Origin of the sequence: Sporomusa aerivorans (assembly GCF_041428895.1) — a bacterium.
Classification (GTDB): domain Bacteria; phylum Bacillota; class Negativicutes; order Sporomusales; family Sporomusaceae; genus Sporomusa; species Sporomusa aerivorans.
In genome coordinates, this window is record NZ_CP156926.1 from 2,299,433 (window position 1) to 2,314,820 (window position 15,388).

15 protein-coding genes and 3 tRNA genes are annotated in these 15,388 nt (G+C 47.3%); 14 read left to right on the forward strand and 4 right to left on the reverse strand.

Annotation, left to right across the window (positions count from 1 at the left end; translation table 11 throughout):
* Positions 1–72 precede the first annotated feature (72 nt).
* The 6 genes from purE (at position 73) to purH (ending at position 6,145) form a co-directional block, all read left to right on the forward strand.
* The gene (purE, locus tag SATMO3_RS10525; RefSeq protein WP_371380689.1) at positions 73–564 is read left to right on the forward strand and encodes a 5-(carboxyamino)imidazole ribonucleotide mutase; all 492 of its coding nucleotides are present in this window, start codon (positions 73–75) and stop codon (positions 562–564) included.
* Positions 565–608: 44 nt separating this feature from the next.
* Positions 609–1,316, forward strand: coding sequence for a phosphoribosylaminoimidazolesuccinocarboxamide synthase (gene purC / locus SATMO3_RS10530; RefSeq protein ID WP_371380691.1), 708 nt, complete (start codon positions 609–611; stop codon positions 1,314–1,316).
* Between the two features lie 143 nt (positions 1,317–1,459).
* Positions 1,460–2,881 (forward strand): amidophosphoribosyltransferase, encoded by a 1,422-nt coding sequence (gene purF, locus SATMO3_RS10535; protein WP_371381702.1) that lies wholly within the window; start codon positions 1,460–1,462, stop codon positions 2,879–2,881.
* A 20-nt stretch (positions 2,882–2,901) separates the two neighbouring features.
* The gene (gene purM / locus SATMO3_RS10540; protein WP_371380693.1) at positions 2,902–3,954 is read left to right on the forward strand and encodes a phosphoribosylformylglycinamidine cyclo-ligase; all 1,053 of its coding nucleotides are present in this window, start codon (positions 2,902–2,904) and stop codon (positions 3,952–3,954) included.
* A gap of 12 nt (positions 3,955–3,966) precedes the next feature.
* A complete protein-coding gene (gene purN / locus SATMO3_RS10545) occupies positions 3,967–4,584 on the forward strand; it encodes a phosphoribosylglycinamide formyltransferase (RefSeq protein ID WP_371380695.1) in 618 nt (205 codons plus the stop codon).
* Positions 4,585–4,603: 19 nt separating this feature from the next.
* Positions 4,604–6,145, forward strand: coding sequence for a bifunctional phosphoribosylaminoimidazolecarboxamide formyltransferase/IMP cyclohydrolase (purH, locus tag SATMO3_RS10550; protein WP_371380697.1), 1,542 nt, complete (start codon positions 4,604–4,606; stop codon positions 6,143–6,145).
* A gap of 53 nt (positions 6,146–6,198) precedes the next feature.
* On the opposite strand, the gene SATMO3_RS10555 is transcribed toward purH, so the two are convergent.
* Positions 6,199–6,912 carry an SIMPL domain-containing protein gene (locus SATMO3_RS10555; protein ID WP_371380699.1) on the reverse strand — a complete coding sequence of 238 codons (714 nt, stop codon included), beginning with the start codon at positions 6,910–6,912 and terminating at the stop codon, positions 6,199–6,201.
* Positions 6,913–7,034: 122 nt separating this feature from the next.
* On the opposite strand from SATMO3_RS10555, the gene SATMO3_RS10560 reads away from it, so the two are divergent.
* Positions 7,035–7,664, forward strand: a complete 630-nt coding sequence (locus tag SATMO3_RS10560; protein WP_371380701.1) for a hypothetical protein — start codon at positions 7,035–7,037, stop codon at positions 7,662–7,664.
* 122 nt (positions 7,665–7,786) lie between these two features.
* Here SATMO3_RS10560 and SATMO3_RS10565 read toward each other — a convergent pair whose 3' ends face one another.
* Positions 7,787–9,304 carry a PLP-dependent aminotransferase family protein gene (locus SATMO3_RS10565; RefSeq protein WP_371380702.1) on the reverse strand — a complete coding sequence of 506 codons (1,518 nt, stop codon included), beginning with the start codon at positions 9,302–9,304 and terminating at the stop codon, positions 7,787–7,789.
* A gap of 114 nt (positions 9,305–9,418) precedes the next feature.
* On the opposite strand from SATMO3_RS10565, the gene SATMO3_RS10570 reads away from it, so the two are divergent.
* Together SATMO3_RS10570 and SATMO3_RS10575 are read left to right on the forward strand one after the other, a co-directional pair.
* Positions 9,419–10,105 carry an AzlC family ABC transporter permease gene (locus SATMO3_RS10570; protein ID WP_371380704.1) on the forward strand — a complete coding sequence of 229 codons (687 nt, stop codon included), beginning with the start codon at positions 9,419–9,421 and terminating at the stop codon, positions 10,103–10,105.
* Complete coding sequence (locus SATMO3_RS10575) at positions 10,095–10,418, forward strand: AzlD domain-containing protein (RefSeq protein WP_371380705.1); 324 nt, start codon at positions 10,095–10,097, stop codon at positions 10,416–10,418. The genes SATMO3_RS10570 and SATMO3_RS10575 overlap by 11 nt, the downstream gene beginning before the upstream one ends.
* On the opposite strand, the gene SATMO3_RS10580 is transcribed toward SATMO3_RS10575, so the two are convergent.
* A complete protein-coding gene (locus tag SATMO3_RS10580) occupies positions 10,381–11,484 on the reverse strand; it encodes a GGDEF domain-containing protein (protein ID WP_371380707.1) in 1,104 nt (367 codons plus the stop codon). The two genes, SATMO3_RS10575 and SATMO3_RS10580, sit on opposite strands and share 38 nt — an antisense overlap.
* Positions 11,485–11,664: 180 nt before the next feature.
* Between SATMO3_RS10580 and SATMO3_RS10585 the strand changes: the two genes are divergently transcribed.
* Both SATMO3_RS10585 and speE read left to right on the forward strand, forming a co-directional pair.
* The gene (locus SATMO3_RS10585) at positions 11,665–12,177 is read left to right on the forward strand and encodes a YmaF family protein (RefSeq protein ID WP_371380708.1); all 513 of its coding nucleotides are present in this window, start codon (positions 11,665–11,667) and stop codon (positions 12,175–12,177) included.
* A gap of 677 nt (positions 12,178–12,854) precedes the next feature.
* Positions 12,855–13,691, forward strand: coding sequence for a polyamine aminopropyltransferase (gene speE / locus SATMO3_RS10590; RefSeq protein WP_371380710.1), 837 nt, complete (start codon positions 12,855–12,857; stop codon positions 13,689–13,691).
* Positions 13,692–13,872: 181 nt separating this feature from the next.
* Here speE and SATMO3_RS10595 read toward each other — a convergent pair whose 3' ends face one another.
* Positions 13,873–14,985, reverse strand: a complete 1,113-nt coding sequence (locus SATMO3_RS10595; RefSeq protein ID WP_371380711.1) for an aminopeptidase — start codon at positions 14,983–14,985, stop codon at positions 13,873–13,875.
* 167 nt (positions 14,986–15,152) lie between these two features.
* Between SATMO3_RS10595 and SATMO3_RS10600 the strand changes: the two genes are divergently transcribed.
* The 3 genes from SATMO3_RS10600 (at position 15,153) to SATMO3_RS10610 (ending at position 15,381) form a co-directional block, all read left to right on the forward strand.
* A tRNA-Asn gene (locus tag SATMO3_RS10600) sits at positions 15,153–15,228 on the forward strand.
* Between the two features lies 1 nt (position 15,229).
* Positions 15,230–15,304: transfer RNA gene (locus SATMO3_RS10605), tRNA-Glu, on the forward strand.
* A 1-nt stretch (position 15,305) separates the two neighbouring features.
* Positions 15,306–15,381 (forward strand) — tRNA-Val (locus SATMO3_RS10610).
* Positions 15,382–15,388 lie beyond the last annotated feature (7 nt).

A 15,388-nucleotide genomic window follows, 5' to 3' on the forward strand; every position in this document is an offset into this window, starting at 1 on the left:
TTTGCTTACTTACCCTGCGGTTGCTCTTAAATTTATATACTATAATCACAGCCAACAAGAAAGGATGATGATATGAAAGCAGCAATTATTATGGGCAGCGACTCTGATTGGCCGGTTCTTGAACCTGCAGTCACCCAATTGGCGGATTTCGGCATCGAAACGGAAATACTGGTGGCATCTGCCCACCGGACTCCGGACAAGGTTCATCGCTTTGTTGCTGGCGCGAAAGACCGCGGTGTTCAGGTATTTATTGCGGCCGCCGGCGCGGCTGCTCATCTGCCGGGGGTTGTGGCCAGTTTTACCACCCTGCCGGTGATTGGTATTCCGGTTAATGCCACACCGCTAGGCGGCATGGATGCTTTGTTAAGCATAGTTCAAATGCCGGCAGGTATTCCGGTTGCCACTATGGCGATCAACGGGGCAAAAAATGCGGCATTGTTTGCCGCCCAGATACTGGCCGTTCATAACACAGAACTTGCCGGCAAGCTGGCGGCTCACCGGCAGGCGATGGCGGAAGAAGTTGAAGAAAAGGACGCCAGACTGGCGGCAAAGTTAGGCAAATAACTAATAAATCCATTATAAGAAATGTGAAAAGGAGACTGACCAACATGACTCAAAAACCAATGTACGAAGGAAAAGCCAAACAAGTATTTGCTACTGATAATCCTGATGAATTGCTAGTATATTTTAAAGATGACGCTACCGCCTTTAACGGCGAAAAACGCGGTACAATTGGCAATAAAGGTGTTTTAAACAATAAAATTTCTATCTTCTTTTTTAATCTGTTAGCTGAAAAAGGAATTCCCCATCATTTTATAAAAATGGTGAGTGACCGGGAGATGCTTGTAAAAAAACTGGACATCCTGCCGGTTGAGGTAGTTGTACGCAATATAGCCGCCGGCAGTCTGGCAAAACGTATTGGCTGGGAAGAAGGTCGCAAACTGCCAAGTACCGTTATCGAGCTTTATTATAAAGATGATGAGCTGGGTGATCCCCTGATTAACGACTATCACATTAAAGCTCTTGGGCTGGCAACTGCCGAGCAGGTCGAAATCATGGAAAAGTATGCTCTTAAAATTAATGAGATTTTATCTGCCTTCCTGAAAGAACGAAAAATTGAGCTTATCGACTTTAAACTTGAATTTGGCGTACACAAAGGCGAGGTGCTGCTTGGCGACGAAATTTCACCTGATACTTGCCGGTTCTGGGATACCGAAACGCATCAAAAGCTGGATAAAGACCGTTTCCGTCGTGATCTGGGCGATGTCGAAGAGGCCTATCAGGAAGTATTGAGAAGACTAACCGGTCAAGCTTAGGCGACTGATTATAAACGCTCAGCTGCGCGGGCTGTTATATAAGCTACTGCCGTCAATTCCTGCTTAAGAAGACGGTGTTGTCAGTTCGGGCGTTCCCTCCAAGCGAGGAAAACGAAAAAGGAGAATTCATTGTGCTTTATGATATGCAAAGTGACAAATGGCGGGAAGAGTGCGGTGTTTTCGGCATTTTTTCCCACCAGGAGAATGTGGCGCTGGCTAGCTACTGGGGTATATATGCCTTGCAGCACCGTGGTCAGGAAAGTGCCGGTATTGCGGTTACCGATGGAACAGTAATGGATGTGCAGCGGGGTATGGGCTTGGTAAATGAGGTATTCAGGCAAGGTTTGCCTGAAATGCCTGCTCATATAGCTATTGGTCATGTCCGGTATTCGACTACTGGTTCCAGTCTGCTGAGGAATACGCAACCTTTGTTGGTCAATTACGCCGGTGGTCAGATTAGCCTGGCCCATAACGGGAATCTGACCAATGCACACGAGATCAGGGAGGAACTGGAGAAAAAGGGCAGTGTCTTTCAAACTTCAATCGACAGCGAAGTGATCGTTAATCTGATTGCCCGCTCACCTAAAGGTACCATTGAGGAGCAGATTATAGAGAGTCTTGTTCATATACATGGCGCTTATTGTCTTGTAATTATGACGGAGAAAAAACTAATCGGCGTCCGTGACCCGCATGGTTTTAGGCCGCTTTGCCTTGGCCGCCTGGGTGAAGGCTGGGTGCTGGCGTCCGAATCGTGTGCGCTGGATACGGTAGGCGCCGAATTTATCCGGGATATCGAGCCGGGTGAGATGGTAATCATCGATGATAACGGTGTGGAGTCGTGGCATTTTGCAACACCGGACCGGCGGGCGGGCTGCGTCTTTGAATACATTTATTTTGCACGTCCGGACAGCGTGATTGATGGACAGAGCGTCTATGAGGCCAGGTTTAATATGGGCCGCACGTTAGCGCGGGAAAGCGGCTTTAAAGCAGATATTGTCATCTCAGTACCTGACTCGGGTACTACTGCGGCCTTGGGCTACAGCCATGAGGCGGGAATTCCTTTTGCCGAAGGACTAATGAAGAACCGTTATATTGGCCGTACGTTTATCCAGCCAGAACAGAAGAAACGCGACATGGGTGTCCGGATTAAACTTAATGCAGTTACCTCTGTTGTTAAAGGAAAGTCTGTTGTCATGGTAGATGATTCCATCGTCCGCGGCACTACCAGCGGTAAAATCGTCCGGATGCTGAAAGAGGCCGGCGCTACTAAAGTGCATATGTGTGTAAGTTCTCCCCCGATCGGCTTTCCCTGCTATTATGGAATTGACACCTCGGCCCGTAAAGAATTAATTGCCGCAACAAAACAAGTTGAGGAAATCAGGCAATTTATCGGTGCGGATTCCCTGCACTACCTGTCTCTGGCAGGACTCCATGCAGCCATTGGCAATATCTCGGAGAAAACGCTTTGCAATGCCTGTTTTAACTGTGATTATCCGGCGCAGACTCCATCTGAGTGTGATTGCGCCAATAATAAATTTTTATTTGAGCCTAAAGTTAATAAATGAATAGTGCAGGAGGTCGCAAAATGACCGGTAACCAAAAATCCAATCCCGAACTAACCTACCGCGACGCAGGTGTCGATATTGACGCAGGCAACAAGGCGGTTGAGCTTATGAAACGTCATGTTCGCTCCACTTATCGACCGGAAGTCCTGGGTGATATTGGCGGTTTTGGCGGTTTATTTGCGCTAAATGCCGGTAAGTACCGGCAACCGGTGCTGGTGAGCGGTACTGACGGTGTCGGCACTAAACTTAAAATTGCATTTATGGCTGACAAACATGACACCATTGGTCAGGATGGCGTGGCGATGTGTGTGAATGATATATTGGTTCAGGGTGCTGAGCCGTTATTTTTCCTGGACTATCTGGCGGTTGGTAAATTGGAGCCTGAGAAGGTTGCCTCGATTGTCAGCGGTGTGGCTATGGCCTGCCGTGAGTCCGGGTGTGCCCTCATTGGCGGTGAGACGGCCGAAATGGCTGGGTTTTATCCGGACGGAGAATATGATATTGCCGGTTTTGCCGTTGGTGTTGTTGACAGAGACAAAATCATCACCGGGGAAAAGATTAAACCGGGCGATGTGCTGATAGGCTTGCCGTCCAGCGGCATTCATTCCAATGGCTACTCACTCGTGCGTAAAATTTGTTTTGAGGTAAAGCAATTTAGCGTAGACAGCTATATTCCCGAATTAGGCCGCACTCTGGGGCAGGAGCTTCTGGAACCCACACGGTTATATCCCAAAACCTGCATGCCGCTGATTGAGAAGTTCGATATTCACGGCATGGTTCACATTACCGGCGGCGGGTTCTATGATAATATCCCGCGCGTGCTGCCGTCAGGCTGTGGTGTTGAGGTAGATACAACTGCCTGGCCTGAACCGCCTGTCTTTGGCCTGTTAAAAGAGTGGGGCGGTGTGCCCAAAGCCGAGATGTACCGCACCTTCAATATGGGGATTGGCATGATTTTAATTCTTGCCGCAGAAGATGTACCGGCTATACAGGCCGAGCTTGCCGACCGCAATGAAAAAGCGTATATTATCGGTAAGGTAACGGCCGGCGAGCGTCAGGTGGAGCTTAGGTAAGGGGGCTGTATCATGAACAAAACCGTGATCGGTGTACTGGCGTCCGGTCGTGGCAGTAATCTGCAGGCTATCATTGACGCCATTCAGGCTGGCAGGCTGGATGTTAAGATCGGGGTGGTCATCAGTGATAATCCTGAGGCCAATGTGCTAAAGCGCATGGTGAACTATGATATACCGTCGCTATGTATTGACCGGCGGCAGTTTTCCAGCCGTCAGGACTTTGAAGCCGCTATTGCTGAAGAACTTAACATTCGCCACGTTGAACTGGTGGTACTGGCTGGATTTATGCGGATATTAAGCCGGTACTTCATTGACAGGTTTGAAGGGAAAATCATGAACATCCACCCTTCGCTGCTCCCGTCTTTTCCTGGGGAAAATGCGCAGCAGCAGGCGCTCGAATATGGCGCGAAGGTATCTGGCTGTACTGTTCATTTTGTGGACGAGGGCATGGACACCGGCCCGATTATTCTCCAGGAAGCCGTACCTGTCCTGGAAGATGATACAGTAGAGGCTCTTGCGGACCGGATTGTACATGCCGAACATATTCTATATCCCCGCGCGCTTGCGTTATATTGCGAAGGGCGGCTGACTGTTGCCGGACGGCGGGTTTATATTACTGACAAAGAGTAAAATGAAGCGAGGGACCGTGATGAAAATTAAACGCGCGCTCTTGAGTGTGTCGGATAAGACCGGCATTGTTGAGTTTGCCCGTAATCTACATATATTAGGCGTTGAAATTATTTCAACCGGCGGTACCATGAAGGCCATCAAGGACGCCGGCGTCCCGGTTACTTATGTTAGTGAAGTAACCGGCTTTCCTGAGATTATGGACGGCAGGGTTAAGACGCTGAATCCTTATATTCATGGCGGTATATTGGCTATTCGCGATAACCCCGCTCATCAGACCGCTATGATGGAGCATGGCATCAGCGGCATCGATCTGGTAGCCGTTAATTTGTATCCTTTCCGGCAGACGGTGGCAAAACCGGATGTGACACTGGAAGATGCTGTCGAAAACATTGATATCGGCGGACCGGCCATGATCCGGGCAGCAGCGAAGAATTTTCACTATGTGACCGTTATCGTTAATCCGGCGCGTTATGAAGAAGCGATTGCACAACTGACTGCTGACGGCGAGGTGGCGTTTAACAATCGTATGGCCTTGGCTCAGGAGGCGTTTAGTCATACTGCCGGCTATGATGCTTATATTTCCCGGTATTTAAGCGGACAGCTTGGACAAGGCCTGTTTCCTGAGACGGTGCATCTCGTTTATGAGAAAACACAGAATTTGCGCTATGGGGAAAACCCGCATCAAGCCGCCGCCTTTTACCGGGAACAGTATTACTCCGGACCGGGTGTAGCCAATGCTAAACAGCTTCATGGCAAGGAGCTGTCCTACAATAACATTGTCGATGTGGAAGCCGCCTATGCGCTTGCCGCAGAATTTGAGCAACCGGCAGCTGCTATTATAAAACATACTAACCCCTGCGGAACAGGAATCGGCGAAACCCTGTCCGCAGCCTATCAGCAAGCATATCAGGCAGATACGGTGTCGGCTTATGGCGGTATTGTGGGATTAAACCGTGAGGTTGACAAAGCTACGGCACAGCTAATAAGCCAGATTTTCGTTGAGGTTATTATTGCTCCCGGTTTTACGCAGGAAGCGCTTGCTATTCTGACTCAGAAAAAAAATATCCGGTTGCTGGCCACGGAATTGCCTGAGCCGGATACAGCCCGGCTTGACGCTAAAGCAATATCTGGCGGTATATTATTTCAACAGGCCGATATGACAACCGCTCCCCGGGGGGCGATGAAGGTGGTTACGAAACGGCAACCGACTGACGCTGAATGGAAACAGCTCCTTTTTGCCTGGAAAGTGGTTAAACATGTCAAATCCAATGCAATCGTGATTGCCAATGACAATAAAACCCTGGGAGTCGGCGCCGGACAGATGAACCGGGTTGGCGCCGCCGGCATTGCTTTGGCTCAGGCTGGCGAGCAAAGCAAGGGTGCGGTTTTGGCATCTGATGCGTTCTTTCCTTTCGCCGATACCGTCGCAGCTGCCGCTAAAGCGGGGATTACCGCTATTATTCAGCCTGGCGGCTCAGTTAATGACGAAGATTCTATTAAGGCAGCCGATGAACAGGGTATTGCTATGATATTCACCGGTATGAGACATTTTAAACATTAATTAATGAAAAAATTAGCAAAAAGAGATTGCTGCGCGGGCAGCAATCTCTTTTGCTAATCTAATTCAACAGTTACCTGAACGTTGGCGGATAATGTTAGCAATCCGGCGGATATGGGGGTGCCCAGGCTGTCGGCCTTGGCATAGAGACGGGTGGAAACTTCCGGTGACTGGAGATTAATCCCGTTTTCGCTTACACTCGTAACCTTAACAACACGTTTATTCAAAGCGCTGGCGATGGCATCGGCTTTACTGAGTGCATCCCGGACGGCTTGCGCCAGGGCGGCATTTTTGACATCACCTTCAGCCCGTTTGCCGAAGCGGATGCTGTTCACCTGATTTGCGCCCGCGTTCAGGGCAGTATCAACAACTTCACCGGCTTTGTCCGCATTAGCCGTAACGATAATGCTGTTATTCACCTGGTAGCCTTTGACAGTTGGCAAACGTTTGCCGTTGTCATCATTTTTATAGAGGGGTGTTACTGAGTAATTCGCCGTTTTTATGTATTCAGATTTGATGCCCAGCGCTTCGAGCTGGCTGCGTACCCGTTCTGATACTTCGGCGTTTTTGGTTTGTGCGGCTGTTACTGTCTCAGCTTCGGTAAGCGTGCCTACATTGATATAAGCAATGTCCGGGGTGATTTCCTCCTGGTGACTGCCGCTTACCTGAATTTCGGTATTGCCGGAATTTTTTTCAGCAGCCCAGGCCGCCGGCAGTACGGTGGTCAAAACAAGCAACGCTAAAACTAAAATTCTTAATGATTTATACATGGTTATCAACTCCTTCACTTATATAAACGCGGCAATAAGCAAAAAGTAACGGAGAAAATGAAAAAATAATCGAAGGCTGAATTATTTTTTTGGAACCTACTTGATAATATCCGGAGGTTATTATGCAGGACTTGTTAAAAAAACGCTGGTACAGTTTTTGCGGAATACAAGGGTGCAGTCCGCAAAGTACGGAAAGCATCTATGGCGCCATTGTAGACAGCTACAGCCAGTATTTTCGGCAGTATCACCAATTGGGTCATCTTGCCGGCTGTTTTATCCAATTGGACGGAATCAGGCCGGCGCTGAATGACCCGGAAGTTGTGGAATATGCCTTATGGTTTCATGACATCGTCTGTGTGCCCCGTGCAAGCAGCAATGAAATGCTAAGCGCCGCAGCCGCTGGTTATGCTGCAAACCGGCTTGGCCTGTCTGACCGCTTTGGAGCCCGGGCAGCTGAACTGATATTGCTGACAAATCATAAGGCGACCGCCAGTGACAATGACGGTGCATATTTTACAGATATTGATTTGACAATATTCGGTCAAAGCTGGCAGGGGTTTATGGACTATGAACGGCAGATTAGAGCTGAATACAGCTCTTTGTCTGAAAAGGCTTACCGGCAGGGACGAATACAGGTTGTTCGATTTTTTCTCGATAAAAAAACAATCTATCAAACTCAATATTTCCGGGAAAAGTTTGAGGAGAACGCCAGGCAAAATCTGCTCAAGCTGCTTAAATTTCTTGAGAGCTAGTACTTCACCGTTCTTAAAACCGATAGAAAAGTTCGCGTAGATTTTTTTGCAATGCAAAGCGGAGGAGACGCGCATATTCTTTAAAGGTTTAAGGCCGTAATGCATTATTGCTGTATTATGCATCAGATGATTGGTGTAATTGCCGGATGCTCCTGGCTGGCAGGACTACTGTTCTGGGCCATAACCTGCAAAGCCTGGCCCAGGCGCTTAACTCCTTCCAGCAAGCGTGCTTCCGAATGGGTAACAAAACAGAGTCTTAGTTCCCGGTTGCCGGAATTATCCGCATAAAAAGCCTCACCGGGAACAAAAGACACGCCTGTTTTAGCAGCTTCATGCAGTAACTGCCGGGTTAGCATGCCTTGGCTGAGCGTGCCCCAGAAATAAAACCCGCCTAATGGCATTGTGAATGATAAGTAGGGACTGCAGTACTGCTTGAGTGCGCCGGCAAAAAAGTCACGGCGCTTTTTATATTGCTCGCGAACCAAAGTCAGGTGACCGGCAAGCAGGCCGGCAGATAAATAATCATACAGCATTCTTTGTGACAAATTGCTGCTATGTAAATCAATATACTGCTTTTCCATAGCGAAACGGTTTATGACAATATCGGGAGCCACAACCCATCCGGTTCGTAATCCGGGAAACAGTATTTTTGAGAAAGTGCCGAGTGCAATTACCCCGCCATAGGTATCAAGCGCCTTGAGTGAAGGGGGAGGCTGCTGTTCGTAATATAATTCACCATATGGGTCGTCCTCGACAATAACTAAGCGGTGTTTGGCGGCCAGCCGTAGCAGTTCCCGCCTTTCCTCCAGAGCCATAACATCACCGCTTGGATTTTTGAAAGTCGGCATCATATATAGTAATTTTGGGCGGTAGCGAATCAGGTAATCTTCCAGTATATCCAGGGCAAAACGTTTGGAGGCCGGCAGACTGAGCAATCTGGCGTTAGCTGCGCTAAAAACCTGGATGGCGCCCAGATAGGTCGGAGACTCGACAATAACGTAGTCGCCTGGTTCCAGAAAGAGTTTCGTTACTAAATACAATCCTTGCTGAGAGCCACTGACAATCATAGTATTTTCAACGGCGGCATCGATCCCTCTCTCAGTCAGTAAACCGGCTAAAGTACGGCGGAGCGGCAGATATCCTTCTGTTGGGATATGTCCTAGGTCAGAACTTTTGAACCGGGAAGACTGCAGCGCAAACAGCCGGTTAAAGTCGTCAAACGGATAGAAGGCGGGATCTGGCATACCGGCTGCGAGTGGAATTGTGTCTCCGTCGGCGGCTGCGGCGATGAGCTCGCGGATGATAGAGGAAAGCTGGGTATTAGGAGTGGGAGTGAAGAGCTGCGACCAGGGAACTGCCCGTACTGCCGGCTGCGGTTTAGGTTGTTCGGCTACATATGTGCCGCTGCCTACACGGGTGCTGATAAGTCCCATCTCTTCCAGCTGCCGGTATGCGTTAATGGCTGTTGTACGGCTTACACCCAAAAGAACAGCAAGCTCCCGTTCCGGTGGCAATTTGCAGCCGGATGGAAGGGTATTGTTTTTAATATAGTCTGATAGTATGGTGGTAATCTGCCGGTACAAAGGAATGGTCGACTTGGGATTAAGTGAACCGAATTTAACTAATTTGGATATATCCATTTCTAACAAATCTCCTTTGATATCCAATTAATCTTAGTAAAACTTATAATTGGATATTTACAATGTTTTTCCTGCCGGGTAATATGGAATAAATCAAAAAAAGGTGGTGGCAGTTTGAAAGAGTATGTACAAGGAGCGCGCGACAGTATTCCGATACTGCTGGGGGTTATCCCTTTCGGCATTACCTGTGGCGTTATGGGACTGACGGCAGGATTAACGCCGCTGGAGACTGTGGCAATGTCCCTGCTGGTATTTGCCGGAGCAGCTCAATTTATCAGTATTACTATGATAGGTGCAGGTATTACCGGTTGGGGACTTATTGTATTTACAACCTTATTGATAAATCTGCGGCATTTATTAATGGGAGCGTCACTTGCGCCGCACCTTATCAAGCTGCCGTTAGCAAGGCAGTTATTGTTAACCTTTCCGCTGACTGACGAAGCCTATGCTATTACCGTCAACAGGGTGACGAAAGACGGCTATAATGACAAGTATCAGCTGGGCTGCAGCTGGGCCTTGTATTTTACCTGGGTAATTTCAACAGTGGCAGGCGTAATGGTGGGAAGCTATATTCCCGATCCGCTGGCATGGGGATTGGATTTTGCGATGCCGGCTACCTTTTTAGCCATGCTGATGCCGCGACTGATCAATCCGGTTAGTGTTGCTGTTTGCCTTGTGGCTGCAGTAACTGCGGTAGCGGGCGCTGCCTTTCTTCCGGGCAAATGGTATATAATAGCCGCCTGTTTGACGGCTAGCGTTACAGGCGGCTTATTAGAAAAGGGGGATGAAGATGCGGTATGAATTTATTTCTATAATTTTTGGGATGGCAATAGTAACTTTTTTTACGCGATTCGGTGCTTTGGCACTACTAAAACAGACTGGTTTACCAAAATGGTTTGAACGCTGGCTTAAACATGTTCCTACGGCTGTTCTGACAGCGCTTATTGTGCCTTCACTGCTTTTGCCGCAAGGGCATGTGGATTTTTCCTTCAGCAATCACTATCTTCTGGCTGGGATTCTTGCGGCTGTGGTAGCTTATACCTGCCGGAACGCTATAATAACTATGGGGCTGGGACTTACGGCAATGTTGTCATTGCGCTGGCTTGGTATATAACTACTTTGTTACGTCCGGAGTTTTTCGCCTGGGCGAGTGCCTGATCAGCCTGCTCGATAAATTGCTGACTGGTTAGGGAACCGCCGGCGTAAATACTCATGCCGATACTGGCTGTAAGTTTGCCGCCGGGTAACTGTTCTACATTTGGAAATGGATGAATGGCTATGCTGGCTCGCAGCCTGTCAGCCGTAGTAACCGCCTGATTTTTTTCAAGGTCAGGCAGAACGACAAAGAATTTTTCGCCGTCAAAACGTCCTGCCAGATCGTTACTGCGGATCTGGGTCTTTAGTAACATGGCCAGGGTGACAAGCGCTTCATCCCCCTGGATATGACCGTGAAGATCGTTATATATCCGAAAATGATCTATATCCAGTATGAGTAGGGTTACTGCTCCGCCGTAACGAAGTATTCGGTTCATCTCTTCATCCAGCCGCTTAATGCATTGACTGGCATTATACAGACCTGTCTTACAATCTAAAAGGGCTGTTTGTTCCAATATGCTTTTTACATGCGACAGTTCATCGGCAGTTCTTTTTAGTTTGTCTGACATATTGCGTAATATGGTACTATTCTCATCTACAATACTGACAGGAAGGCAGTATAATAACATGTTTGTCAGCAGTGCCAAACCAAGGAAGATACCTAGCAGCAATGTTGTTGACATGATAGTACTTGCCAGGGTGGCTGTGATTTCTACATAGCCGGGAGTTGTACCGCGAACATTGATATCTGCGCGCTGAACGGTATCAAAAAGGGAAGGCGGCGTTGTCGTCAGCGCGGCTTCACTTGTAATCCGGTGTGTTGTTATTCTAATGTGTTTAATATCCGGCTTCTGCTGATAACGGGCGACTAAGTTATTAAGCTGAAGTACGGTATACTCAAGGTTATCAGAATTACTGATAATAATTTCTTGCGCTTCGCGGGCGATTTGGTGGGTTAAAGCGGCTGTTTCCGCTTGTCTGGTTTTCCAGGCTAAGCATAGATAGGTGAGGGGCGTCGATAAGGAGATTAGAATGCCTGTCGCGAGAGCCAGGACGAACATGCGGGTAGAAAATGCTCTTAACATGTCATCATTGCTTTTGAGAATGATAAATCACCTCCCAATTGGTATGTGGCTTCTGCTATACTATATGCTTACTTTAAACTAGTTGACACATATTGGATAATATGTAAACAAGATGGGTAGCATTTAGCTGATTTTCGGCATAGAATATGGTGCGATAACAATTGGGAGGTGCGATAGAGTATGCCTGTTCAGGAGGAAGACCGTAAGCATAAACATCATCCTGGCTATAACGATGAAATGATGCCGCATGTTCACACCTATTTAACGGAAGTGGATGTGGCAGATGATCATCAGCATGTTATTATGGGGGTCAGCGGTCCGGCGAGAGAAAAGGGGAGGAGCCATTGCCACCGGATTCATGGCCGAACAACTTTTATCTGTGAAGAGGGTGAACTGGGTCATTGGCATACCCAGGATGTTATGACCGGACCGGCTATTGAGATGCCGGAAGGTTTCCATGTTCACTTTTTTGAAGGTATGACAAGCGAAGAAGATAATCACTGTCACAGTTTTGCCGGTGCCACAGGCCTTGGGCCATGTGCCTGTTTGGATTCGGAAGAGGAAGAGGATTGTGAAGAAGAATCAATTGACGAGTGCATGTATGAAGAAGAAGAGGAAGAGGACGTTTGTGATCCGCCGATGAAAATGCCAAAATACAAATATAAATTTGGCAAACGTCCCCAGGAAGAATAAGACGCTACTTACAAGAGCCGTCAGCATATAGTACTGACGGCTCACATTTTTGAGATGAAAAATCGAGAGAGAAAATAAAAAAAAACACGGCTTGCACCGAGACTTTGGCGAAAGTGCAAGCCGATGTTGCCCTTATCCGGGCGGTTAAGACTTCTAACCGGATAAAAAAACAAGGCTCTTTGGTTATTTATCCGATAAATACGAATCAACAACGAAAGAGCTTTGTTATGAGGAGGACTACTTTAATGACACGACAGCTTCAGGTTGACTGCGTTGACCGATGTGATACGGTAATGTGATGAAGAACCAAATAGGTGACGTGAATATCAGCAAAAACAGAGTCGCAGTAAACAGCGGACTAATAATTGCCAACATCAGGTAAAAGGTAATATTCCTGAACACAAGCTCACCCCCTCCCATCTATAAAATAGCTATAAACTGGAAAAGGCAACCTGATCTGTAAGTTTATTATACACCATTATGAATGTGAAAGAAAGTACGTTTTAAGAAAAAAGTTATTAATTTCACTTATTTTTTAAAAAAAATATTGGCACCGATACCAATTTCAAAGATTTATCTTTAAATGTGGCAAATTTTATGATAAAATTTGTGCCTAAACAAATGATATAAGGTAGAATATAATTAAAAGGTAAAATGGCAGGGGAGGAATCCTACCTATGGAGTTATGGTATACAGAATATCAGACCAGAAATCTAGGGTTAACCGCCAGGATAAAAGCAACACTATTTTCCGGCCAGTCAGACTATCAAGAGGTTGCAGTTGTTGATTCGCATGAATTTGGCCGGATGCTGGTACTTGATGGTGTCTTTCAGACTTCCGTATTTGACGAGTTTATCTATCATGAGATGATTGCTCATGTGCCGCTCTTTGCACATCCCGATCCTAAAACGGTACTGGTTATTGGTGGCGGTGATGGCGGTACCATCCGGGAAGTTGTCAAACACCAGTCGGTAGAGGTGGCCGAGATGGTGGAGATTGATGGCCTCGTGGTTGACGTCAGCAAAAAATATCTGCCGGAAATCAGCCAGGCTTTAAATGAAAATCACCCCAAATTACGTCTTAAGATTGGTGATGGCATTAAACACATGCAGGAAGTAGAAAACAAATACGACGTAATTATTGTGGACTGCTCAGATCCAATTGGCCCAGGCGAGGGCCTGTTTACGCATGCATTTTATCAGAATGTACATCGTGCATTAAAGCCGGATGGTTTATTTGTCCAGCAAACAGAATCGCCGTTTTATCATCAGGAGCTGATAAGACGGCTTTACCAGGATATTACCTCTTTGTTTCCTGTTACCCGGTTGTATTTGGCCAGCATTCCGCTCTATCCCGGCGGGTTGCACTGCTTTACTATCGGGTCCAAACAATATGATCCGGCTGAGGTGGATGTCACCGGCATTCCGGAAACCTTAGGCACCCGCTACTACAACCGCGAGATTCAGAAAAGTTGCTTTGCGCTGCCTGCTTTTGTGCAAGAACTACTGAAGTAGTTACATATAGCGATCAATAAAGTAAAAGCGAGACGGCTTCGCCGGAGGTATTATCCTCAAAAAACCTGCGAAGCTGCCTCGCTTTTTTTGTTCTGATGGAAAGCATACCTTTCTTCTTATAAGGGCTGCCGCGGCTGGCGGATGCCTTTGTCCAAGGCCCGGCGCAAGCCGAGTTCTTTACTCACATTAAGTTTTCCGGATTCAAGCCATTTAGCTCAGGCAGGACAAACTTACCGTCTTTACGGATCAGCCGGTCATCAAACCAAATTTCACCGCCGCCGTATTCAGGGTTCTGGATACAGACAAGATCCCAGTGTATGGCCGATTTATTGCCATTGAAGGCGGCATCATATGCGTTACCGGGAGTAAAATGGAAACTGCCTTTGATTTTTTCATCAAAGAGGGTATCTTTCATTGGATGCTCAACATAAGGATTTACACCCAATGCGAATTCGCCGATATAGCGAGCTCCCTCATCGGTATCGAAAATCTGGTTAATTTTGCTATTGTCGTTGGCGGTGGCTTTGACAATTTTTCCATCCTTGAACTCAAGACGAATATTGTCGTAGGTGAATCCCTGATATACCGCCGGCGTATTGTACGCCAGGACTCCGTTTACTGAGTCTTTTACAGGGGCGGTATACACCTCGCCGTCAGGTATATTTCTGAGGCCGGAGCATTTAACGGCAGGAATGCCTTTGATGGAGAAGCTGAGGTCAGTCCCTGGCCCGGTTATTTTTACCTTATCGGTTTTTTCCATAAGCTCAACAAGCGGGTCCATAGCCTTGGCCATTTTCGCGTAGTCCAGATTGCACACATTAAAATAAAAGTCTTCGAAAGCTTCCGTACTGCTATTGGCTAATTGGGCCATAGAGGCATTGGGCCAGCGCAGGATGCACCACTTGGTTTTGGGAACGCGGACATCGAGGTGTACAGGTTTCACCCAGTGCTGCTGGTAGCTTTTTAGCTGCGCAGAGGGGACATCAGCCATTTCGGTAATATTAAAACTGGCTCTGATGGCAATATAAGCATCCATTTCCTTCATTCTGGCTTGTTCCCAGGAAGCGGCCATTTTGAGCTGTTCCGCAGATGCTTTCATAAGCAGCGAGCGCTGCAACTGACTGTTTTTGATTTCAAGAAAAGGTACGCCGCCGGCGGCATAAGCCTCATCAATCAGCGCTTTGGCCAGTGGGAGAGCATCGTCAAACATTTCAATCAATATTTTTTCGCCTGGCTGGAGACTGGTTGAATAGCCAATCAAATTTTTGACGAGAGTTTTTATTCTTGGATCCAAATTAGTTCCTCCTTAACATGGTTTTTCACGGTATTATCCTGCCATTTATCAGTATTTGATGTTTTAGCAAAAATATCCTTTGACAGATAGCTGTTCAAATAAAAATAATACGTCCGGCACTTGCATTTTTATTTTTCCTATTATATAATTCAGTATGTTACGATGATTCCTCGATAGCTCAGTCGGTAGAGCAATCGGCTGTTAACCGATTTGTCGTAGGTTCGAGTCCTACTCGAGGAGCCATGGCCCGTTGGTCAAGTGGTTAAGACACCGCCCTTTCACGGCGGTATCAGGGGTTCGAATCCCCTACGGGTCACCATGGGCGATTAGCTCAGCCGGGAGAGCGCCTGCCTTACAAGCAGGATGTCGGCAGTTCGATCCTGTCATCGCCCACCAAATAAAA